19 protein-coding genes and 1 tRNA gene are annotated in these 21,193 nt (G+C 63.0%); 15 read left to right on the forward strand and 5 right to left on the reverse strand.

Annotated elements, in window-relative coordinates; translation table 11 throughout:
• Positions 1-292: 292 nt before the first annotated feature.
• The 4 genes from AOBCEHNH_RS01010 to AOBCEHNH_RS01025 form a co-directional block, all read right to left on the reverse strand.
• Positions 293-412: a 4Fe-4S binding protein gene (locus AOBCEHNH_RS01010; protein ID WP_306437530.1), complete on the reverse strand. Its 120-nt coding sequence runs from the start codon at positions 410-412 to the stop codon at positions 293-295.
• Between the two features lie 80 nt (positions 413-492).
• Complete coding sequence (locus tag AOBCEHNH_RS08105; RefSeq protein WP_152062831.1) at positions 493-1,227, reverse strand: DUF1835 domain-containing protein; 735 nt, start codon at positions 1,225-1,227, stop codon at positions 493-495.
• A gap of 241 nt (positions 1,228-1,468) precedes the next feature.
• Positions 1,469-1,834 carry a hypothetical protein gene (locus AOBCEHNH_RS01020; protein WP_152062832.1) on the reverse strand — a complete coding sequence of 122 codons (366 nt, stop codon included), beginning with the start codon at positions 1,832-1,834 and terminating at the stop codon, positions 1,469-1,471.
• Between the two features lie 281 nt (positions 1,835-2,115).
• Entirely contained in the window at positions 2,116-2,301 is a 186-nt protein-coding gene (locus AOBCEHNH_RS01025; RefSeq protein ID WP_039910702.1) for a DUF362 domain-containing protein, read from the reverse strand.
• 342 nt (positions 2,302-2,643) lie between these two features.
• Here AOBCEHNH_RS01025 and dnaK point away from each other — a divergent pair, with 342 nt between their 5' ends.
• The 10 genes from dnaK to AOBCEHNH_RS01075 all read left to right on the forward strand — a co-directional run bounded on the left by dnaK (position 2,644) and on the right by AOBCEHNH_RS01075 (position 14,169).
• A complete protein-coding gene (gene dnaK, locus AOBCEHNH_RS01030) occupies positions 2,644-4,530 on the forward strand; it encodes a molecular chaperone DnaK (RefSeq protein WP_152062833.1) in 1,887 nt (628 codons plus the stop codon).
• Positions 4,531-4,643: 113 nt separating this feature from the next.
• Positions 4,644-5,399: a nucleotide exchange factor GrpE gene (locus AOBCEHNH_RS01035; RefSeq protein WP_039910700.1), complete on the forward strand. Its 756-nt coding sequence runs from the start codon at positions 4,644-4,646 to the stop codon at positions 5,397-5,399.
• Positions 5,400-5,483: 84 nt separating this feature from the next.
• On the forward strand, positions 5,484-6,422 hold the full coding sequence (locus tag AOBCEHNH_RS01040) for a DnaJ C-terminal domain-containing protein (protein WP_152062834.1): 939 nt from the start codon (positions 5,484-5,486) through the stop codon (positions 6,420-6,422).
• A gap of 151 nt (positions 6,423-6,573) precedes the next feature.
• Complete coding sequence (locus tag AOBCEHNH_RS01045; RefSeq protein ID WP_006723782.1) at positions 6,574-6,987, forward strand: heat shock protein transcriptional repressor HspR; 414 nt, start codon at positions 6,574-6,576, stop codon at positions 6,985-6,987.
• Between the two features lie 81 nt (positions 6,988-7,068).
• A complete protein-coding gene (locus AOBCEHNH_RS01050) occupies positions 7,069-7,332 on the forward strand; it encodes a cysteine-rich small domain-containing protein (RefSeq protein WP_152062835.1) in 264 nt (87 codons plus the stop codon).
• 376 nt (positions 7,333-7,708) lie between these two features.
• Positions 7,709-10,282: an ATP-dependent chaperone ClpB gene (clpB, locus tag AOBCEHNH_RS01055; RefSeq protein ID WP_152062836.1), complete on the forward strand. Its 2,574-nt coding sequence runs from the start codon at positions 7,709-7,711 to the stop codon at positions 10,280-10,282.
• A gap of 191 nt (positions 10,283-10,473) precedes the next feature.
• Positions 10,474-10,629 (forward strand): hypothetical protein, encoded by a 156-nt coding sequence (locus tag AOBCEHNH_RS01060; protein WP_006723778.1) that lies wholly within the window; start codon positions 10,474-10,476, stop codon positions 10,627-10,629.
• A gap of 7 nt (positions 10,630-10,636) precedes the next feature.
• Positions 10,637-11,695: a tRNA glutamyl-Q(34) synthetase GluQRS gene (gene gluQRS, locus AOBCEHNH_RS01065; protein WP_152062837.1), complete on the forward strand. Its 1,059-nt coding sequence runs from the start codon at positions 10,637-10,639 to the stop codon at positions 11,693-11,695.
• Positions 11,696-11,762: 67 nt separating this feature from the next.
• Positions 11,763-11,854: transfer RNA gene (locus AOBCEHNH_RS01070), tRNA-Ser, on the forward strand.
• A 335-nt stretch (positions 11,855-12,189) separates the two neighbouring features.
• Positions 12,190-14,169 (forward strand): DUF2207 domain-containing protein, encoded by a 1,980-nt coding sequence (locus AOBCEHNH_RS01075; protein WP_152062838.1) that lies wholly within the window; start codon positions 12,190-12,192, stop codon positions 14,167-14,169.
• 242 nt (positions 14,170-14,411) lie between these two features.
• Here the strand turns inward: AOBCEHNH_RS01075 and AOBCEHNH_RS01080 are convergent, their stop codons facing one another.
• Positions 14,412-15,047 carry a GNAT family N-acetyltransferase gene (locus tag AOBCEHNH_RS01080; protein WP_006723775.1) on the reverse strand — a complete coding sequence of 212 codons (636 nt, stop codon included), beginning with the start codon at positions 15,045-15,047 and terminating at the stop codon, positions 14,412-14,414.
• Positions 15,048-15,282: 235 nt separating this feature from the next.
• Between AOBCEHNH_RS01080 and purH the strand changes: the two genes are divergently transcribed.
• The 5 genes from purH to AOBCEHNH_RS01105 all read left to right on the forward strand — a co-directional run bounded on the left by purH (position 15,283) and on the right by AOBCEHNH_RS01105 (position 20,974).
• Positions 15,283-16,923 carry a bifunctional phosphoribosylaminoimidazolecarboxamide formyltransferase/IMP cyclohydrolase gene (purH, locus tag AOBCEHNH_RS01085; protein WP_152062839.1) on the forward strand — a complete coding sequence of 547 codons (1,641 nt, stop codon included), beginning with the start codon at positions 15,283-15,285 and terminating at the stop codon, positions 16,921-16,923.
• 154 nt (positions 16,924-17,077) lie between these two features.
• Entirely contained in the window at positions 17,078-17,821 is a 744-nt protein-coding gene (locus AOBCEHNH_RS01090) for a hypothetical protein (RefSeq protein WP_152062840.1), read from the forward strand.
• 229 nt (positions 17,822-18,050) lie between these two features.
• Positions 18,051-18,725, forward strand: coding sequence for a response regulator transcription factor (locus AOBCEHNH_RS01095; RefSeq protein WP_152062841.1), 675 nt, complete (start codon positions 18,051-18,053; stop codon positions 18,723-18,725).
• Between the two features lie 13 nt (positions 18,726-18,738).
• Positions 18,739-19,803 (forward strand): sensor histidine kinase, encoded by a 1,065-nt coding sequence (locus tag AOBCEHNH_RS01100; RefSeq protein ID WP_152062842.1) that lies wholly within the window; start codon positions 18,739-18,741, stop codon positions 19,801-19,803.
• 151 nt (positions 19,804-19,954) lie between these two features.
• Entirely contained in the window at positions 19,955-20,974 is a 1,020-nt protein-coding gene (locus tag AOBCEHNH_RS01105; protein ID WP_152062843.1) for a LacI family DNA-binding transcriptional regulator, read from the forward strand.
• Positions 20,975-21,193: the final 219 nt, after the last annotated feature.

Below are 21,193 nucleotides of genomic sequence, written 5' to 3' on the forward strand. Positions count from 1 at the left end.
GGAGCAATACATGAGATACTATCGCGACGAGCGCATCAAGGAGTCATTGGGCTGGATGAGTCCAATGCAGTACAGGAAATCGCTTGGCTTGGCGGCCTAGCGTCTCCAGAGTTTGGGGCGCATCCCCCTCGCCAAGTCTCAATTGGGGACAGGTGCAAATTGGGACGTATCCCGTGCTCGCCCGCGCGTGAGGTCCCGGTCGATAACATTTATATATACGCGAGAACCGGGTCCGACCCTTTGTTGGGTCGGACCCGGTTCTCGTTGGATCCATATTCGGATGCGCGAGGGACTAGTCCTCGACGATCTCGGTGATGGCACCGGCGGGGCAGGCGTCCTGGCAAGCGCCGCAGGCAACGCAGGAATCCTCGTCGGCAACGGTGGCGACGTCGTTCAGCTCGACTCCTGTGATTGTTCGTTCAGCAAGAAAGCTCGCTCATCAAGCCGAGATAAGAATAACGTGATTCATTTGCCTGTCTCCTTTAAGAGCTTCTACCAAACCCCAACAGTGGGACACCAAGGGTTTCTGTCGTATCCGAAGATTCGGCATAGCCTTATGGAGAAAAACTCTGGAAGAATAAGGTTTCCTGTCACACGCTCGATTTCATCGGTCATTAGAAAGGGGAGCATAGTGTAGACATCACCGTCGTCCAGCTTGCACTTCGTAAGATAGTCTCTAACAAACAAATCAAAATGATTTTCGGGCACACTCTTTATGCGATTGTTTTCGCATATGCGAATCCTTCGGTCGAAAACGTCCCGTTCCGTCGCAACAACTTCATTCCATTCGTTCGCGCAGCTCCGGCAATCAACTAGATGAATCCTAGTGGTAGTTATTGGAAATGGCTTATCCCAATCCATGTTTTCTGGATACTTGCGTTCAAGCACCAAGAGCTTAAGGCTGTGCGTATGCAGAATTGAGCAGGTGTAGCAAAGAGCAAGCTTCTCATGGGTGGCGTTGGTTGACCATGCCCTAATCTCTCCATCGACTGCTGACAACCGTTCATGAAACTCATTCCAAGATTTCTCACGATCGGCCTTAAAGACACCCTCTATACGAGACAGCTCTGAAAGCCTGCTTTTTGCAGTAAATGGGGAAAGACGACCAATTGTTAGGTTATCCGGAAACCATAGCACGTCTCCGAAGCATTCTCCCTGCTGAATTGCAGCGGCTCGCGCAGCTCTCAGAACGGAGCTCACACTACCATCAAAGCATAGGTTAATCACAGAGACTCTGTTCCGCTATAGCCAGGGTTACCATATGCGTAGTTGTATACCTGAGCGGTAAATTGCCAACTGACCCAAATGCGGTGGCTCGCATTAAACTCGTGTTCGCCATGCACATATGCGGTAAACCCGCCGCTGGGAACAATCTGTTCCTCATTAAAAGATTGACGATGGCTATCCCCATTAGAAGTGTCCTTGCACGTGTAGGATCCACTCACGCCTTTGATACGAACGCAAGTCATCATAGATGCGAGTGTGCAGCGGAAGTCAATCTGGCATTTTCCATTACTCGTGGCAATCTTATGCAGAACCACCTGGCACGTTGGTTTTCGGTGCAGTCGGCACGCAAAGAAGGGGTTTGTCCGACGGTATCAAAAGTCTCAAGTGGGACATCAATGACCTTAAGGGCTATCAAGTCCCCTTCCTCATAATCAGGACCAGGAGCAACCTTCTGCTCAAGTTCTTCAATATCTTCAGCTAGAAGAAATCCTTGGTTGCCACTAAAATCAGCTGGCGTAGCATACGACATCATCGGAACAGCTAAAGACCAAAAAACGACAGCAGAAAGAAATACTGAGACGATCGTCTTAAACTTCAGCTTCTTCATAATCTCCACCCATCAAGCGCTGGCACTCCATGCCTGAAACATTCGGCCATCTTGAAGTCTCCAATGGCACTCATTCGGCAGATGGAAAAAGCATTCGGTGAGCGGCACATCAAAACTATAACCCTACTTTTGTCCTATAAGCCGGAATGATGTGTGCCGGCGGCAGGGTTGCGGAGCACAAAAAAGCTTGGCTCCAAACGGGAGCCAAGCTTTTTTGCGCTCAATGAGCAAGGCTTGTGTAAGCTGCGCACAAGATGTGCGAGCCGCGCTCAGGTTGAGTGCTAGTCCTCGGCGATCTCGGTGATGGCACCGGCGGGGCAAGCGTCCTGGCAAGCGCCGCAGGCAACGCAGGAATCCTCGTCGGCAACGGTGGCGACGTCGTTCAGCTCGAGAACGCCGGCCGGGCAAGCGTCGACGCAGACGCCGCAGGCGATGCACTCGTCGGCATCGATGATCGGATGAGCCATGGTAAACCTCCTCTGTAGCGCCCGGTGCCACAGGCGAAGAGGCAACGGGTCTTTTTCGCTCAAAAACATACCACGCGTCGCCGCGAGCGCAAGGCCTTGCAGCGGCTTTCCACTGCCGTTCGCCGAGTTAGCCCTTGCAAACTTAGAATGGGAACCCTTCATTTGCACCGCAGCCTGGTGCGGAGTGCCCTTATCAATGTGGAGGATAGGAAATCTTATATGAATTGACTTAGATTTTGTATAAGGCGCGTCATAAGGGGATACACTATGCCATGAACAAACGCCGAAGCGCCGTGGGCATCCGCACATGCGCGTCACGCAACCCAACGAAGGGAAGTAATCATGAGCAAGATTCTCGGTGTCGACCTGGGCACCACCAACTCCGCCATGGCGGTTCTCGAGGGCGGCACCCCCACCACCATCGTGAACGCCGAGGGCGACCGCACCACCCCGTCCGTCGTGGGCTTCCGCGCCGACGGCGACCGCATCGTGGGTAAGGCCGCCAAGAACCAGGCCGTCACCAACCCCAAGAACACCGTGTTCTCCATCAAGCGTTTCATGGGCCGCAAGTTCTCCGAGGTGCAGGACGAGCTCAAGACCGTGCCTTACGAGGTCAAGGAGGGCAGCAACGGTCGTTGCGTCGTCGTGATCGACGGCGAGGAGTTCACCCCCGAGCAGATCTCGGCCATGACGCTCGCCAAGATGAAGGCCGACGCCGAGAAGTACCTCGGCGAGACCATCTCTGAGGCCGTCATCACCGTCCCGGCCTACTTCAACGACGCCCAGCGTCAGGCCACCAAGGACGCCGGCCGTATCGCCGGCCTCGACGTGAAGCGCATCGTCAACGAGCCCACCGCCTCTGCCCTGGCCTACGGCCTGGACAAGCAGGACAAGGAGCAGAAGGTCCTCGTCTTCGACCTCGGCGGCGGTACCTTCGACGTGTCCCTGCTCGACCTGGCCGACGGTGTCTTCGAGGTTCTTGCCACCAACGGCGACAACCACCTCGGCGGTGACGACTGGGATCAGCGCGTCATCGACTGGATGGCCGACAAGTTCCAGTCTGAGAACGGCGTTGACCTGCGTCAGGACCCCATGGCCCTGCAGCGTCTGAAGGAGGCCGCCGAGAACGCCAAGAAGGAGCTCTCGAGTGCCCAGCAGGCCGTCATCAACCTGCCCTTCATCACCATGAACCAGTCCGGCCCGCTGCACCTCAACTACACGCTGTCCCGCGCCGAGTTCGAGAAGATCACCCGCGATCTGCTCGAGCGCTGCAAGGCCCCGGTCACCAAGGCCCTGAACGACGCCGGCGTCTCCCTGTCCGAGGTTGACGAGGTCATCCTGGTCGGCGGCTCCACCCGTATGCCCGCCGTGCAGGAGCTCGTCAAGAACATGACCGGCAAGCAGCCCAACATGTCCGTGAACCCCGACGAGGTCGTCTGCAACGGCGCTGCCGTCCAGGGCGGCGTGCTCACCGGCGACGTCGAGGGCATCCTGCTGCTCGACGTGACCCCGCTGTCGCTCGGCGTCGAGACCATGGGCGGCATCATGACCAAGATGATCGACCGCAACACCACGATCCCGACCTCCAAGACCGAGATCTACTCCACGGCCGCTGATAACCAGACCTCCGTCGAGATCAACGTCCTCCAGGGCGAGCGCGAGCTGGCTCGCGATAACAAGTCCCTCGGCAAGTTCCAGCTCTCCGGTATCCCGGCCGCCCGTCGCGGCGTGCCGCAGATCGAGGTCACCTTCGACATCGACGCCAACGGCATCGTGAAGGTCTCCGCCAAGGACAAGGGCACCGGCAAGGAGCAGTCCATCACCATCTCCGGCTCCACCGCGCTTTCCGACGAGGAAGTCGACCGCATGGTGAAGGACGCCGAGTCCCACGCCGAGGAGGACAAGAAGCAGAAGGAGGAAGTCGAGGCCCGCAACCAGACCGACTCCCTGTGCTACTCCACCGAGCAGACCCTCGCCGAGCTGGGCGACAAGGTTTCCGGCGATCTCAAGTCCAAGGCCGAGTCCGCCATCGCCGACGCCAAGAAGGCGCTCGAGGGCTCCGACATCGAGGCCATCAAGTCTGCCGGCGAGGCCCTGCAATCTGTGGCGTACGAGCTTGCCCAGATGGTGTACGCCGACGCTCAGGCCGCCGCGCCCGGTGCCGACGGCGCTGCTGCCGCCGACGACGTGGTTGACGCCGAGTACGAGGTCGTCGACGACGAGGAGTAAGCTCCTTGAGACGCATCCGCCGCGCGCCCCGCGCGTGAGCGCCGCATGAGAGTTCGGGCGGCCGGCCTGCCAGCTGGCGAGCCGGCCGCCCTTTGCATGATAAGGAGACGGACGTGAAGATACCCGTGGAGGACGCCGTCGAGGCATCCGCGCAGGCACCTGATTCCGCCGATACAACCATTGAGAAGGAGGCAGCCGTCATGGCCGACGAAACCGAGGAGATGACCGAGGAGGAGATGGTCGAGGCCGCCATCCGCGCCGGTGAGGAGGCTGCGGACAACGATTTCAAGTTGAAGTACGAGAAGGCCGCAGCGGATCTGGCCGAGGCCCGCGAGCAGCTTGCCGCCGCCGAGGACGCCCGTGAGGCTGCCGAGGCAAAGGCTACCGATGCCGTGAACCGTCACGCCCGCCTGCAGGCCGATTGGGAGAATTACCGTCGCCGCACCGCCCAGGAGCGCCTTGACGAGCGCGCCCGCGCCACCGAGAAGCTCATCGAGGCCCTGTTGCCCGTGGTGGACGATATGGAGCGCGCGCTCGATCACGCCCGCACCCAGGAGCTTGCCGATGACTTCAAGCAGTTCGTCGACGGCGTGGACGCGGTTCGCTCCAAGCTGCTCAGCGTGTTTGACGGTGAGGGCGTCGAGGCGATCGACCCCAAGGGGGAGGCCTTCGACTGCAACATCCACCAGGCCGTTGGTCGCGTGGAGGACGCGTCTCAGTATGACGAGACCGTCAACGATGTGTACCAGAAGGGCTACCGCATGGGTGGCAAGGTGCTGCGTCCCGCCATGGTCACCGTGACCTACGGCGGCGAGACCCGCCCGGTGATCGTCGAGGACGACGAGGACGCTGAGGCCGAGACCGAGTAGCGGTTCGCGGTTGCACATATGCACGATTCAGGCAGGGCCCTGGGATGAGACGCCCGGGGCCCTCCTTGAGAAGGGAGGGTTCACATGCCTTCATCTAAGAGCTTTTACGATGTGCTGGGCGTAAGCAAGAACGCCTCCGACAAGGAGATCAAGTCGGCGTTTCGTAAGCTGGCTCAGAAGTACCATCCCGATCGCGGTGGCGACGAGGCGAAGTTCAAGGAGATCTCCGAGGCGTATGAGACGCTGTCCAATCCGGACAAGCGCAAAGAGTACGACATGATGCTGCAGTTCGGCGGCATTCCCGGTCAGGGCGGCTATACGTATGCCGGCGGCGCCGGCGGTCCGTCGATGGCCGACATCTTTGGCAGCATGTTCCGTGGCGAGGGCGTGAGCGGCGCATATGGCGCCGATCCCACGTCATTCGATTTCGGCGACATGTTCGGGGGCGGCCGCGCCCGTGCGCGCAAGGGCAACGATCTGCGCGCTGTGATCGATGTGACGTTCGACGAGGCCCTGCACGGCGCCAAGCGCAGCGTGACGCATCGCATTCCCTCCACGGGGGAGAGCGACACAATCGAGGTGACGATTCCCGCCGGTTGCTACGATGGTATGAAGCTGCGGTACAAGAATCATGGCGAGTACGGCGTGAACGGTGGTCCGCGCGGCAGCATGCTCATCGAGTTCCACGTCGCCGACCACCCGGTGTTCAAGCGTCGCGGCAAGTCCGCCGACGTTGCGATCGATGTGCCGGTTTCCATGTACGAGGCCGCCCTGGGTTGCACGGTCGACGTGCCCACGCCCTCGGGCAAGACGCTGCGCCTCAAGGTCCCCGCGGGGACCCAGTCGGGCAAGAGTTTCCGCTTCAAGGACATGGGCATGCCCGATGTGAAGCGCTCGGGCCATACCGGCGCCCTGCTCGCCACGGTGAGCGTGAAGGTGCCCATGAGCCTGACGGAAAAGGAGCGCGCGGCCCTGGAGAAGCTCCGCGACGCCGATGAGCGCACCTATCGCCCCACTGTGTAATTGGGGACGGGTGCAAATTGCACCACCCGCTCCAGTCCACATGTGTAATTTGGGGACGGATGCATTTTACACAGCGTCGCGCGCCGGGTCGCTGCACCCCGGCGCGCGACGCGTACAATAGGATTCGATGATTCGATCGGATGGGGGAAGCATGACCGAAGAGAGCCGTAACAAACCGCTGTATATGATCTCCGTTGCCGCGGAGCTCACGGGCATGCATCCCCAGACGCTGCGCGTGTACGAGTCCAAGGGCCTGGTGAATCCCAAGCGCTCGGGCGGCAATACGCGCCTGTACTCCCAAGCTGACATCGAACGCCTCGAACTCATCAACCAGCTTACCGACGAGGGCATCAACCTCGCTGGCGTGGTGCGCATCCTGGACATGAAGGAGCGCGCCGAGGCTCGTGAACTCGAGGCCGAAAAGCTGCGCTCTCGCGTTCGGCAGCTTGAGGATGAGCTCCATGAGCTCAAGATGCAAAAGCGTATTACCGCGCTCGCCCCGCGCGACGGCTCCGCCGATCCCGAGAAGGTCCTGCGCGGCTTGCTCGGCGGTGGCGACCTGTAAAACCTCAATTTAGGGACAGTCCCTCAATTGAGGTTTCCGGCGCGGAGCGAAAGGGATGCGGACGAGAAGGAGAACGGCGACATGAGCGATGTGCCCTTAAGCGAGAATTATCGCTTTTTCAATCACAGCGCCTGCGAGTTCTACCCGTGTCACGATATGCCGGCCGATGATCTGAACTGCCTGTTCTGCTTTTGCCCGCTGTATCGCCTGGGCGAGGATTGCGGTGGGAACTACACCTATATAGACGGTGCCGATGGTGCGCGCATCAAGGACTGCAGCGCCTGCACCGTGCCACACCGGCGCGAGAATTACGACTACATTTTGAATCGGCTGACTTCGGAATAAAGGATGGCTTTGGCCGGGGGGTGTAACGCTGGGCGCTGCGTGCAACGGCGCGCCGCGATCCGCCAGATGCTCGTGTGAGGTTGGGCGTCGGCGCGGCGCCGGCCTTGCGGGATCTTGCTGCTCATCCCGCGGGTCCGGCGTGCGTCGACCATGACTGACCCCTCATTCATACACTAAGAAAATCTTATGTATGGAGACTTAGATTCTGGTATAAATCAAGCGCGCCTCGGCAACAATACCTCTCGATAACACAGTGCGCCGCCCCGTAGGGCGGCCGGATGCAACCCCGTGGCCTGGTTCGACTCGGCCACCTCAATTGAGGGACAGTCCCTCAATTGAGGTGATGGCCAAAAGGGTTGCGAGAGAGGGTGATTCCATGAGAATCGACAAGCTTGCCATGACTTCGCGGGAGGCCCTGCAAAACGCCATCGGCATTGCGGCCGACGCGCAGGCCGGCGCCGTGGAGCCGATTCATCTGCTTGCGGCGCTGCTCACCAGCGGGGAGCGCAACATTTCCGTGATCATCGAGCGCATCGGCGCCGACCCCGCCCAGCTTGCGAACGCCACCCAGCAGGCCATCTCCCGCGCGCCCAAGGTCGAGGGCGCCCAGCAGCAACTTGGCAGCGACCTCACGCGCGTGCTCGAGCGCGCGGAGAAGAAGGCCGCCAAGATGGGCGACAACTTCGTGGTGACCGAGCACCTGCTCATGTCGCTTGCCGAGGACAAGGGCGAGGCCGGCCGCATCCTGGCCGACGCCGGCGTGACGCGCGAGCGCATCGAGGAGGTGTACACGGAACTCCGCGGTGACGATCGCGTGACCTCGGCGGACTCCAAGACCGAGTTCGAGGCCCTTGAGCAGTACGGTCGCAACATCTGCGACCTGGCGCGCGCCGGCAAGCTCGACCCGGTGATCGGCCGCACCGAGGAGATCCGCCGCACCATCCAGGTCCTCTCCCGCCGCACCAAGAACAACCCGGTGCTCATCGGTGAGCCCGGCGTGGGCAAGACCGCCATCGTCGAGGGCATCGCCCAGCGCATCGTCGCGGGCGACGTTCCCAGCACGTTGCGCGACCGCGACCTCATCGAGCTCGACATGAGCGCGCTGGTGGCGGGCGCCAAGTTCCGCGGTGAGTTCGAGGACCGCCTGAAGGCCGTGCTCAAGGAGGTCGAAAAGTCCGAGGGTCGCGTGATCCTGTTCATCGACGAGCTCCACACCATCGTGGGCGCCGGCGCCACGGAAGGCTCCATGGACGCGGGCAATATCTTAAAGCCCGCCCTCGCCCGCGGTGACCTGCACGCGATCGGCGCCACCACGCTCGACGAGTACCGCAAGTACATCGAGAAGGACGCCGCCCTCGCCCGCCGCTTCCAGCAGGTGTTCGTGGGCGAGCCGAGCGTGGAGGACACGGTGTCGATTCTGCGCGGTCTCAAGGAGAAGTACGAGATCTTCCACGGCGTGCGCATCACCGATGGTGCGCTCGTGGCTGCCGCGGACCTCTCGAGCCGCTACATCGCCGACCGCTTCCTGCCCGATAAGGCCATCGACCTGGTGGACGAGGCGGCGAGCCGCCTGCGGATGGAGCTGGACTCCATGCCGGTCGAGATCGACGCCATCACGCGCCAGCTCACGCAGATGCAAATCGAGGAGCAGGCTCTAATGAAGGAGACCGACGCGGCTTCCGCCGAGCGCTTGGAGGCGCTGCGTCAGGATATCGCCGAGGTCCAAGAGAAGCTCAACGTCGCTAAGGCCGGCTGGCTCAACCAAAAGAACGCCATCGACCGTGTTCAGGAGCTCAAGGCCCAGCTGGACGAGGCCCGTGGCGAGGAGGCCCGCGCGACACGCGATGGCGACCTTGCCCGCGCCTCCGAGTTGCGCTTCAGCGTGATTCCGGGCCTGGAGGCCCAGGTGCGTGAGGGCGAGGAGCAGCTTGCTGAGCAAAAGGAGGGGGAGAACTCCCTCAAGGAGGAGGTCACCTCCGACGAGATCGCCGAGGTTGTGAGCTCGTGGACCGGCGTGCCCGTTGCCAAGATGATGCAGGGCGAACTGGAGAAGCTGTCGCACCTCGAGGACCAGCTGCACGAGCGCGTCATCGGTCAGGACGAGGCCGTGCGCGCAGTGGCCGCCGCCGTACGCCGCAGCCGCGCAGGCCTGTCCGACCCCGATCGCCCCATCGGCAGCTTCTTCTTCCTCGGCCCCACCGGCGTGGGCAAGACCGAGCTGGCCAAGGCGCTTGCCGAGTGCCTGTTCGACGACGAGCGTGCGCTTGTGCGCATCGACATGTCCGAGTACATGGAGAAGTTCAGCGTCCAGCGCCTCATCGGTGCACCTCCCGGATACGTGGGGTACGACGAGGGCGGTCAGCTCACCGAGGCGGTTCGCCGCAGGCCCTACTCCGTCATCCTGCTGGATGAGATGGAGAAGGCGCACCCGGACGTGTTCAACGTGCTTTTGCAGGTGCTCGATGACGGCCGCCTCACCGACGGCCAGGGGCGCCAGGTGAGCTTCAAGAACACGATCATCATCATGACGAGCAATGTTGGTTCGAATGCGATCGCCGAGTACGCAGGCCGTGACGAGGCCGAGATGCGCCGTCTGGTGGATGAGGCCATGAGCCACACCTTCAGGCCCGAGTTCCTGAACCGCATCGACGACATCGTGGTGTTCCACCCGCTCGGCATGGCCCAGATCGAGAAGATCGTCGACATCCAGCTCGCCGACGTGCGTCGCCGTCTGGCCAAGGAGCGCATGACGCTTACGATCGAGCCGCGCGCCAAGCAGCTGCTCGCCGAGGGCGGCTTGGACCCGGTGTTCGGTGCCCGTCCGCTCAAGCGCCTCATTCAGCGCGAGGTGGTCGACGCGATCGCGTGTGCCATCATCGACGGCCGCGTGCGCGAGGGCGACGAGGTGAAGATCGACGTCGACGAGGATGGCTCGTTCGTCGTCGTGTAAGAAATGCCGCATTGACGACAGGCGCCGGTTGCGTGCTGCAGCCGGCGCCCGTTTTTGGCTGGCTTGATGTGCGACCGCGGGTATAGAAGCGGCTGCAGCCGCTATCGTATATCCTGCTGATACAGAGAACTGAAAGGGTGCCGGCCCACGTGCGTTCGCACGGAGGGTCGGCCTTTGCGAGGGGAGGGCTCATGGCCGAGCCGCAGAGGACGGGCGAGGAAACTGGCGTTTCGGAGTACGACGATCCGTGCATCCGCGCGGAGAATGAGGACGACGACGGTTACGACCCGTATTCCGATCGTCGCCCTGATCCTGAACCCCTGTTCGAGCGCGACCCGTGGGCGTAGCGACCGCATGATGGGATCGGCAGAAAACCTCGAGGGTGTTCGCGGGGTGTTTTCGCAAGGTGCGCGGGTGGCCGATGCGCGGCCGGTCGTTGGACGCTTCGCCCCGTCGCCGACGGGTCGCATGCATTTAGGGAACGTCGCGGCTTCGCTTTTGGCATGGCTTTCGGTTCGCAGCCAGGGTGGCAAGCTCGTGCTGCGCATCGAGGATCTGGACGACCGTGCCCGCAGCGGTCCGTGGGCCGAGTTGCTCATGGACGATCTGCGCTGGTTGGGGCTCGATTGGGATGAGGGTCCGTATTACCAGACCGAGCGGCTTGACCTCTATGAAGATGCGTTGCGGCGGCTCGATTCGCTTGGGCTGGTATACCCCTGTTTTTGCACGCGGGCCGAGCTCCATGCCGCGAGTGCCCCTCATGCCAGTGACGGCACGCCCGTGTATGCGGGGACGTGTAGGAATCTAACGCCTGAGCAGGTGGCGGAGCGTTCGGCTGTCCGGCCGCCCGCGATGCGCCTGAGGGTGCCTGCGGCGGATGGCTCGGACGCGCTCGCCATGGCACCTCGCATGCCTGTAGCCTCGCCGTCGCGTACGGTGAGGTTCACCGACCGCACGTATGGCGTGCATGTCGAGGACCTTGCACGTGAATGCGGAGACTTTCTCGTGCGGCGCAGCGACGGCGTCTTTGCCTACCAACTCGCCGTCGTCGTGGACGATGCCGCCATGGGTGTCACGGAGGTTGTGCGAGGCTGCGATCTATTGGGGTCGACGGCGCGTCAGCTATATCTGCAGGATATGCTCGGCTATGGGCATCCCGAGTATGCGCACGTTCCGCTGCTGGTGGCGCCGGACGGGCGGCGTCTGTCCAAGCGCGATCGCGATCTCGATATGAGGGAGCTGCGTCGCCGCTTCGGCACGCCCGAGGAGCTTTTGGGGCGCCTCGCGCATGCGCTGGGCCTAAAGCCCGACGCTGCACCGTGTTCCGCGGCACACTTGGTCGAGGGATTCAAATGGAACCAAGTGCGAGCGCACCGCGATAACTTCGTGGTGGTGCCCGGTTTCTTGGGCTAGTTTTGAATTGTTGCTTCCACGCCCTGGTCAAGCCCGCGGAAGTGCGTTATTATCGTCTGGCTGTTCCGGAGAGCTGACCGAGAGGCCGAAGGTGCTCGCCTGCTAAGCGAGTAAGGGCCGCAAAGCCCTTCTGGGGTTCGAATCCCCAGCTCTCCGCCAGTCGAAATTAAGAAGCGAGCCCATGAGGCTCGCTTTTTTGTTGCCGCTCCGTGGATTCGAACCCCATTAGGGGTGCGGAGCTGAGGAAACGGCGGAGCCGTTTTCCAGCGAAGCCCGCAAGCGCCGCAGGCGCGCAGCGGGAGGAGGGCGGCGCCAGCCGCCCGGCGAATCCCCAGCTCTCCGCCAGTCGAAATTAAGAAGCGAGCCCATGAGGCTCGCTTATAAGTCTGCGCACGGGCTCGTTTGCCGAATTGCCGTTTGCGAAACACTTGGACCCGCGGTGCATACGTGCGGGTACAATGTGCGCATGTTCGACTCGGAGAAAGGCGGCTTGCATGCCCACCTTCCTTTCACGCCCTCGCCCGCTCGTTCGCGCCGCGCTGCGTGCGCTTCTGCTGCCCGCGCTGACCATCCTTGTCGCCTTTGCTGCGACGCTTGCATTTCCCCATGCCGCCCACGCCGACACGTATGCCTTGCCGAGCGTGCACATTCAGGCGCAGGTCATGGAGAATGGTGACCTGTTCGTGACCGAGGCCCGCACCTTTGCCTTCGAGGACACGGCCAACGGCGTGTACTGGGACATTCCCTTCGCCGACAACGAGCAGGGGAGCGCGTCCGCGGTTTCGGTGCTCGACGTGCGCGAGCTCGACGACGCCCCCGAGGACGAGGCCGATGCCCGTCGCGCTTCGCAGCCCATGCAGGAGGTTTCCTCGGCGAACTCCGGCGATGGTCATGTCTATACGGTCGAGAACCTGGGTGATTCTCTGCGCCTCAAGGTTTTCATCCCGCGCGAGGACGGCGACGAGGCGACCATTTGGGTCAGCTACATGATCGAGGGCGCCGTCATGGCGTGGCCGGATACCGCCGAGCTCTACTGGCAGTTCATCGGGTCCGAATGGGAGGAGGACGCCGAAGACGTTCGCTTGGACGTGACGTTCGCCGGTGCTGCCGCGGGCACGCCGGCAACCTCGAGCTCCAGCGACGCGAAGCTGCGCGCCTGGGGCCACGGTCCGCTCGACGGCGAGGTTTCCCTCGATACCGCCGAGCCGGGCAATCCACATGTGACGCTCGAGGCTCCCGTGGTGCGCGCCGGTCAGTTCGCCGAGGTCCGCGCGACGTTTCCCATCGACTGGGTGCCCGGCCTCGCTCCTTCCGGCGAGCCTCGTCTCGAGAGCGTGCTGTCCGAGGAGGCGGCATGGGCGGAGGAGGCCAACGCCCAGCGCGAGGGCGCACGGCAGGTGGCCTTCGCGGGTACCGCCGTATTGACCGTCGCACCCGCAATCATGCTCGGTGTCGTTGTCTACCTGCGTAAAACCAGGTATGCGAGCCCCAAGCCCGTTTTTGACGAGACGTACTTCCGCGACTTGCCGTCGAACGATCACCCGGCGGTCCTCTCGGCCCTGGTGTACAGCGGCACGGTGCAGGATTGCGCGTTCGTGGCGACTTTGATGAAGCTCACGGACGACCGCGTGATCAAGATCAAGCACGAGACGCGCACCGAGGACAGGTTCCTCGGCTTGGGCGAGAAGAAGGTCGAGGAGTACTCGATCGAGCTTGCGGCGCGCGAACGCATCACCGATTCGATTGATTTGGCGGCGATCGATTTGTACTTTGGGCCCGATGCCAAGAACGGCGACGAGGTGCGGTTCGGCGCTTTCCAAAACCAGGAGAGCGTGGGCGAGTACATGCAGTCCTTCAAGGACCAGGTTCTGGCGGAACTCGAGCGCCGTAATCTCACCAACCTCGCACCCGATACCTTCAGGTATGCCCCGGCGGCCCTCGCCGCCCTCATCGTGTTCGGGTGCATAGCCTTTGCAATCTTCACCGATGGCGTCAATTTACCGCTCATCATCCTTGGCGGCGCTCTTGCCATCGCCGCGGCGGTCATTGCCGAGCGCACGAACGTCCATTCGCCCGAGGCCGTTGAGCTGCTCAATCGCTGCCAGGCGCTCGAGCGTTGGCTCGAGGACTTCACCAATCTGGACGACGCGGTTCCCGGTGATCTCATCCTGTGGAACAAGATGCTCGTCCTGGCCGTCGCCTTTGGTGTGAGCGACGAGGTTCTGCGCCAGCTGGCGGACGCCGTGCCGGTCGACCGTCGGGTGGACGAGAACGGAATGTACTACTACCCGAGCTACTGGTGGTATTACTCGCATGGCAGCTTGCATTCGCCGATGAGCGAGATGCACGATGTATATCAGGCCACGGTTGCGGAGCTCGCCTCGAGTTCCAATAGCTCCGCCGGTGGATTTGGCGGAGGCTTCTCCGGTGGCGGAGGCGGCGGTGTCGGCGGAGGCGGCGGCGGTACGTTCTAGCCGCCCGTTCGGCCCGGTCGATGCGGGGCGCTCCGAGCATGTTCGGCGCACCCTGAGAACTTCGGTGCACATATAAAACTTCGGAGCACCTGGTGACCAAATTCATGCGCGAAAATGGTTACCAGGTGCTCCGAGTTTTAAAAGGTGCACCGAAGATGTTTAGGGCGCTCCGAAGTTTTCGGGATGCGCCGAAGCCGTGGGCGCAACGGGCGCGGACACCCGCGTCGCCCGGTTCCACCTGCCTACGCGCTCAGGTCGAGCCCGTAGACGTACATCTCCTTGGGGAGCAGCCGGCGCTCATCGCGCGTGCTGCGGTAGGTGCCTGCGCGCTTGAAGCCGTGGTGCTCGTAGAACTGCCAGGTGCAGTCGGTGTCGGTGTAGAGGAAGGCGCGGTTGGCACCAAGTTCGGTGAGGTGGGTCGTTGCGGCGTCCACCAACACGCTGCCAATGCCCATACCGCGTGCGGAGCTGCTCACGACGAGGAGGGTGATCTCGGTCGAACCGGCGTAGCCGCTCTTGGCGAGCAGGGAGTCGTTCTTGGACTCGGTCAGCTGAACGCCATGCCAGTACGCGGCCGCTGCCTCGGGCTCGAGCTCGCGCATGCGGCGGAAGTAGTCCTTGGAGATGGTGAACCAGCGCTTATTCGAGCGCGGGCGCGAAGGGTCAGGGCAGGCGAGCACGATGCCGCACGGCTTGTCATCGACAAGCGCAACCTGGGAGAACGTGGAAATGGAAAGCGAATAGGAGAGGTCGTTGCACGCCTCGAGAAAGCCGTATTCGGGCGAGGGGCCCTCGTTGTGCCAAGTCTGTTGCAAGATGGCGGCGAGCTCTTCGAAGTCTTCTTCCTCGAAGGGTCGGTACGTGACGCGCGAGACCATGGAACCTCCTGTCATATCACCACTGTTTGTACCACCTGCCCGCGGGTTGTGTGTGTCGTACGCGTGAAGTCGCCCCGCACTCTCAGATTCTCCGCGCAAAGGCCATGTTTTCTCGGCAAGTAATCCAAAAGGGCCCCTGGCGAGCCGCGCGCGCCCCGCCTCCTGCGGTACAGTAGAGGCGTATGTAACGGGGGGTTGCCGGATGAGGCGGCCCCACCTGTGCGAAGGAGGGTCCATGGCTTCCCAGGGGAAGGTTTCCCGCGCGTTGATCTCGGTGACGGACAAGACCGGCGTGGTCGAGTTCGCCCGTGCGCTCAAGGAGGAGTTCGGCGTCGAGGTCATCTCGACCGGCGGTACGGCAAAGGCTCTGGTCGACGGTGGCGTTCCCGTGACGCCCATCGAGGAGTACACCGGGTTCCCCGAGATGATGGACGGCCGCGTCAAGACGCTGCACCCCAAGGTCCACGGCGGCCTGCTGGCCCGTCGCGATTCCGAGCAGCACATGGCCGAGGCTGCCGAGCATGGCATCGGTATGATCGACATGGTGGTCGTGAATCTCTATGAGTTCGAGAAGACCGTTGCCAACCCCGACGTCACCTTCGCGGATGCCATCGAGCACATCGATATCGGCGGCCCGTCCATGCTGCGCTCCGCCGCCAAGAACGCCGACGCCGTGACCGTGGTTTCCGACCCGGCCGATTACGAGGCGGTCCTCGCCGAGATGCGTGCCAACGACGGCGCCACCACGCTCGAGACGCGCCGCCGTCTCCAGGTGAAGGTCTACACCACCACGGCTGCCTATGACGGCGCCATTTCCACCTGGCTCGCCGCCCAGGCCGAGTCCGGTTGCGCCGACGCGGTCCTCACCGCCGATGGCGAGTTCGCCGCCCCCGCCGCGATGTCCGTCAATCTCGAGAAGGCCCAGGACCTGCGCTACGGCGAGAACCCGCATCAGGCCGCCGCGGTCTACCGTTTCGACGCCGCCAACGCCCCGCTCTTCTCCTCGGAGGCCCCGCTCGTGGGCGCCGAGCAGCTCCAGGGCAAGCCGCTGTCCTACAACAACTTCCTCGACGCCGAGGCCGCCTGGAACGCCGTGCGTGAGCTCGACGAGCCCGGCGTGGTGATTCTCAAGCACCAGAACCCCTGCGGTTCCGCCGTCGCCGCCGACGTGACCGAGGCCTACGACCGCGCCTTCGCCTGCGATCCCAAGAGCGCCTTCGGCGGCATCGTCGCCGTCAATCGTGAGGTCCCGCTGTCGCTCGTCGAGCACTTCGCCGACCGTGACAAACTCTTCGTCGAGGTTCTCATCGCCCCGAGCTTCACGCCCGAGGCCCTCGAGCGCCTCTCCAAGCGCGCCAACCTGCGCGTTCTGGCCACCGGCGGTGCCGCGGGCCACGCCAAGCTCGAGATGCGCACCGTCGACGGCGGCATGCTCGTCCAGCGCGTCGACACGGTCGAGGAGGACCCCGCGACCTTCACGTTCCCCACGGAGCGCAAGCCCACGGACGCCGAGATGCGCGACCTCATGTTCGCCTGGAAGGTCTGCAAGACCGTCAAGTCCAACGCCATCCTTATCGCCAAGAACGAGATGGGCATCGGCATGGGCCCCGGTCAGCCCAACCGCGTCGATTCCGCGCTGCTGGCCTGCCAGCGCGCCGATGAGGTCTGCGAGCGTCTTGGCCAGGAGGCCGGCGGTTACGCCTGCGCTTCCGACGCGTTCTTCCCGTTCCGCGACAACGTGGACACCCTGGCCGCCCATGGCGTGACCGCCATCATCCAGCCCGGCGGTTCCGTGCGCGACGAGGAGTCCATCGACGCCTGCAACGAGCACGGCATCGCAATGGTCTTCACCGGCACGCGCCACTTCCGCCACTAAGGCGACAAAACAGCGTTTGTCGAGCGCCGGGATGTGTAATGAGGGACGGGTGCGAATTACACATCCCGGCGCATTAGAACGCATCGGGCCGCCACGTGCGGCTCGATGTGTAATTCGCCCGTCCCTCATTACACATGGCAGGAGAGGAGCAGCGTTGAGCGAGCTTGAGCCGTTTTTCAATTCAGCTGAGGAGTGCGCCACGTACGAGCAGTTTTGCGCCGAGCAGGAGCGCGGCGGCGGGAGGTTCGAGCTCGCTGAGCCGGCGCTCGTGTGTCGCTGGCGCATGGCCCGCCGCGGCGTACCCATGCTGAACAGGCACATCCGCGCGCTTTCCCAGCGCGTGGTGAACGGTGCTCCGCTCACCACCAACATGCTCTCATGGGCCAAGCAGCACGTCGAATGGTCTCTCGCCGCCGGCGACTATCAAGATCCGAATGGCGTGCTCATGACGGTGATCGACGTCAACGGCGACGCTCTCATGAGTGTGGGCCCCTATGAGCCGCTCACCGACCGGTCCCGCGATGCCCTGATTGCCCGTGCGGAGGAGGCCCGCCGCGAGCAGGCCAAGACCGGCGTCGCCCCCGAGCTGCTGGCCGCGGTGACGCCCGAGGGGCGCATGCTGGTTTTCGCCGCGTCCGATGAGCATCTCTGCGGTGCCGCGACCCTTGTGGAGCAGCTTGCCGCCACGCAGGGCCGCGAGGCCGTGCGCGCCTTGGGGGACGACGCCCGTCTTGCGGACGCCCTCGCCGTTGTCGAAGAGGGGAGCGTCGTCTTCCTCATCTCCGACGAGCACGGTGTGGTGGTCGGAGACGAGCAAGCGGCTTCCGTGCCCGTTTCCGCCGAGGCCCTGGCGACGGCCCACGCCTTCGCAGATGGTCTGGCAAAGCTCTTCAAGTAGCTCGGCTTGCACTGCGGTCCCGTCTCCGCGTTTCCCGATGCGCCGGTCGCACTGCCGCTGTTGCCACGGCGCCTCTCGATCACGGCTCGCGCTCATGAGGCTTACATTGCTGAAACCTCGCCGACCCGCCGCCTTCGCATGCGGCGGGTCGCGTCATAATGGACCAAAGCAACGTAGGGCGGGCGTTTCACAACGGCCGCCAGGGGATGAAGAGGAAGGCGACAGGGGAATGGCGCGCATATTCGTGGTCGAGGACGACGCACCCATTCGCAACGAGGTCATCGAGGTGCTCGAGCGCCAGGGCTTCGAGGTGTCCTACTGCCTCACGTTCGATCGCGTGGTCGACGATATCCTCGCCGCCCGACCCGACCTCGTGCTGCTCGACCTCACCCTGCCCGGTACGGACGGCCAGCTCATCTGCCGCGAGTTGCGCCAGCAGTCCGATATCCCCGTCATCGTTCTCACCTCGCGTGTGACCGAGGTCGACGAGGTCATGAGCATGACCATGGGCGCGGACGATTTCATTCCCAAGCCTTACAGCGCCCGCGTGCTCGTCGCGCGCGTGCAGGCGCTGCTTCGCCGTGTGCAGGGCTCTGGCGAGACCTCTCACGAGCTCGTGCATAACGGGGTGTCGCTCGATTTGTCTCGATCCACGGCCACCGCCGTCGACACCGGTCGAAGCATCGAACTCACCAAAAACGAGATGCGCATCCTCTCCCTGCTCATCGGCCACGCGGGCGCGATCGTGAGTCGCGAGGCCATCATGCGCGACCTATGGGACTCCGATGCGTTCGTGGACGATAACACCCTCACGGTGAACATCAACCGCCTGCGCGCGACGCTCGAGAAGATCGGCATCACGGGTTATCTCACCACGCACCGCGGACGCGGGTATTCGGTGTAGGGGAGCGCAGGCTATGAGCTTCGCGAAATTCATGGGGTCGCATTGGCCCACGCTCGCCCTGTCGGTCGCGGCCGCGGCTCTCAGCGCGTTCGTTTTGCTGGTCTCGGGTGCGAGTGTGGGCCTCTCCCTGCTCGTGGCGGGCGTGGTCGTGGGGGCGGGGCTTCTCTCGATCGCCATCGACTATCGTCGCAAGCGCCCGTTCTATGGGGATCTTGCCGCCTGCACCGACGACCTCGAGCATCCGCTGTGGATCTTCGAGATGGTGGACGAGCCCGACTACCCGGAGGGCAGGCTTGCCTACGAGGCCCTGAGTGCCGTGTCGAAGGCCGCCAACGACGACGTCTCGGAGTATCGCCGTCAGGCTCAGGATTATCGCGAATACGTCGAGACCTGGGTCCACGAGGCAAAGTCGCCCCTGGCCGCTGCGCACCTCATGCTCGAGAACCTCATGGAGAGCCTGCCCGCCGACGAGACGGGCGAGGTGCTGCTCGAGAAGACCGAGGCGCTCGGCGAGGAGCTCGACCGCGTCGAGGGCTTCATCGAGCAGGCGCTGTTCTTCGCCCGGTCCGAGTCGCTCGACCGCGACTACCTGATCCGCCCCTATAGCTTGCAAAAACTCGTGGGTGATGCGGTGCGCGCCAATGCGCGCGTGTTGATGGGGGCGCACGTGGCTCCGTATCGCATCGATCTGGAGCAGACGGTGTTCACGGATGAGAAATGGATGAACTTCATCTTGGGGCAGCTCATCCAGAACAGCGCGAAATACGCTGCGGGCGAGGGTGCCGAGCTGGTGTTCTCAAGTCGCCTGTGCGATGAGGGGCTGTCGAGCGAACGCATCGAGTTGGAGGTGCGCGATAACGGCTGCGGCGTCGAGCAGGCCGATCTGGCGCGCGTGTTCGACCGCGGCTTCACCGGCGAGAACGGGCGTTCGGGCAAGCGCGCCACGGGCATAGGCCTGTACCTGGTCAAGCGCCTCTGCGACAAGATGGGGCTCGCGGTGCGCGCGCAATCGGCGCCGGGGGAGTACTTCGCGGTGACCATCGCGTTTCCGACGAACAAGATGCACTACTTCGAATGATTGCTTTGTGAGGGCCCAAGACGAGCCGACCGCCCGTCGTGTGTGGGGCGCCGCTCAGTGGTAAAGGCGTTGACCATCACCCGCAAAAGAGGAAAATGAACCGTTGGACGTATGGGAACGTACGTCCTTCGTTCGTTTATGGGGGTGTAGCATGGCGACAAAGGTCACGCTCAAGGAAATTGCGCAGGAAGTCGGTCTGTCACCGTCGGCGGTGTCGCTCGTTCTCAACGACCGTCCCTGCCGCATCTCGGATGAGAATCGTCGGCGCATCAAGGAAGTCGCCGCGCGGAAGCGCTATGTGCCCAATCAGATCGCGCGCAGCCTCGTCATGCAGCAGTCGAGGACCCTCGGTCTCATCGTGCCGAACATCATGAGTCGCTTCTTCTCCTCGTTTGCCCGCAACCTCGAGGTGCGCTGCCGCGAGCGCGGATACGCCCTGTTCATCATGAACTCCGATGGCAAGACCGAGAACGACGCCGACCTGGTTCGTCTGCTGATCAACCGCGGTGTCGACGGCATCTTCCTCGTCGCCGCGGAGGAGGTCTCGCCCGATCCCCTGCTCATGGAGCAGCTCGAGGCGGGCATCGTGCCCGTGGTGATGGTCGACCGCTCGATTGAGAACGCGCCTGGCGACAAGGTTCGATTCGACAGCGAGCTCGGCGGATACCTGGCAACCAAGCACCTGCTCGACGAGGGACATCGCCGTATCGCGTGCGTGGTGAACACTGCATCGCACACCGGCCGCGATCGCCTGGCCGGCTGCCGGCGCGCGTTTGCCGAGGCCGGCGCGCCCTTTGGCGAGGACCTGGTGTTCGAGAGCGATTATTACATCGCCGACGGCTGCCGTGCCGCTGAGCGTATTGTGGCCTCCGATGCCACGGCGATTTTTGCGAGCTCCGACAACATCGCCCTCGGCGTGCTCAAGTGCCTGCACGCGCACGGCAAGCGCGTGCCGCGCGACTACTCGCTTGTGAGTTACGACAACTCCGCCGCCGATGCGCTGTTCGAGCCCGCGCTCACCGCTATCGAGCAGGACGTCGAGGAGCTGGCCGATCATGCGCTCGAGCTGTTGCTCGCCCGAGTCGAGGCCAAGGACGGCACTCCGGGTCCGTTCGAGGAGCGGGTGCTCCCGCCACGCTTGGTCCAAAACGCCAGCGTCTCCCGTCCCTAACGTCTCAATTGGGGACAGGCACAAAGTGAGACTTTTCGCGGTTTTGGCAGGTTGCCAGCCGAGCCGATGACGAGAGTCTCATTTTGTGCCTGGGGGATGCGCCCCAAACTCTGGAGACGCTAGGCCGCCAAGCCAAGCGATTTCCTGTACTGCATTGGACTCATCCAGCCCAATGACTCCTTGATGCGCTCGTCGCGATAGTATCTCATGTATTGCTCC

Source organism: Collinsella intestinalis (assembly GCF_902501455.1).
In the GTDB taxonomy this organism is placed as follows: domain Bacteria; phylum Actinomycetota; class Coriobacteriia; order Coriobacteriales; family Coriobacteriaceae; genus Collinsella; species Collinsella intestinalis.

Excerpts from the sequence above, each read along its gene's own strand:
- AOBCEHNH_RS01020 (WP_152062832.1), bottom strand. The coding sequence starts at position 1,834 with ATGAAGAAGCTGAAGTTTAAGACGATCGTCTCAGTATTTCTTTCTGCT.
- AOBCEHNH_RS01025 (WP_039910702.1), bottom strand. The coding sequence starts at position 2,301 with ATGGCTCATCCGATCATCGATGCCGACGAGTGCATCGCCTGCGGCGTC.
- dnaK (WP_152062833.1), top strand. The coding sequence starts at position 2,644 with ATGAGCAAGATTCTCGGTGTCGACCTGGGCACCACCAACTCCGCCATG.
- AOBCEHNH_RS01040 (WP_152062834.1), top strand. The coding sequence starts at position 5,484 with ATGCCTTCATCTAAGAGCTTTTACGATGTGCTGGGCGTAAGCAAGAAC.
- AOBCEHNH_RS01045 (WP_006723782.1), top strand. The coding sequence starts at position 6,574 with ATGACCGAAGAGAGCCGTAACAAACCGCTGTATATGATCTCCGTTGCC.
- AOBCEHNH_RS01050 (WP_152062835.1), top strand. The coding sequence starts at position 7,069 with ATGAGCGATGTGCCCTTAAGCGAGAATTATCGCTTTTTCAATCACAGC.
- clpB (WP_152062836.1), top strand. The coding sequence starts at position 7,709 with ATGAGAATCGACAAGCTTGCCATGACTTCGCGGGAGGCCCTGCAAAAC.
- AOBCEHNH_RS01060 (WP_006723778.1), top strand. The coding sequence starts at position 10,474 with ATGGCCGAGCCGCAGAGGACGGGCGAGGAAACTGGCGTTTCGGAGTAC.
- gluQRS (WP_152062837.1), top strand. The coding sequence starts at position 10,637 with ATGATGGGATCGGCAGAAAACCTCGAGGGTGTTCGCGGGGTGTTTTCG.
- AOBCEHNH_RS01075 (WP_152062838.1), top strand. The coding sequence starts at position 12,190 with ATGCCCACCTTCCTTTCACGCCCTCGCCCGCTCGTTCGCGCCGCGCTG.
- AOBCEHNH_RS01080 (WP_006723775.1), bottom strand. The coding sequence starts at position 15,047 with ATGGTCTCGCGCGTCACGTACCGACCCTTCGAGGAAGAAGACTTCGAA.
- purH (WP_152062839.1), top strand. The coding sequence starts at position 15,283 with ATGGCTTCCCAGGGGAAGGTTTCCCGCGCGTTGATCTCGGTGACGGAC.
- AOBCEHNH_RS01095 (WP_152062841.1), top strand. The coding sequence starts at position 18,051 with ATGGCGCGCATATTCGTGGTCGAGGACGACGCACCCATTCGCAACGAG.
- AOBCEHNH_RS01100 (WP_152062842.1), top strand. The coding sequence starts at position 18,739 with ATGAGCTTCGCGAAATTCATGGGGTCGCATTGGCCCACGCTCGCCCTG.
- AOBCEHNH_RS01105 (WP_152062843.1), top strand. The coding sequence starts at position 19,955 with ATGGCGACAAAGGTCACGCTCAAGGAAATTGCGCAGGAAGTCGGTCTG.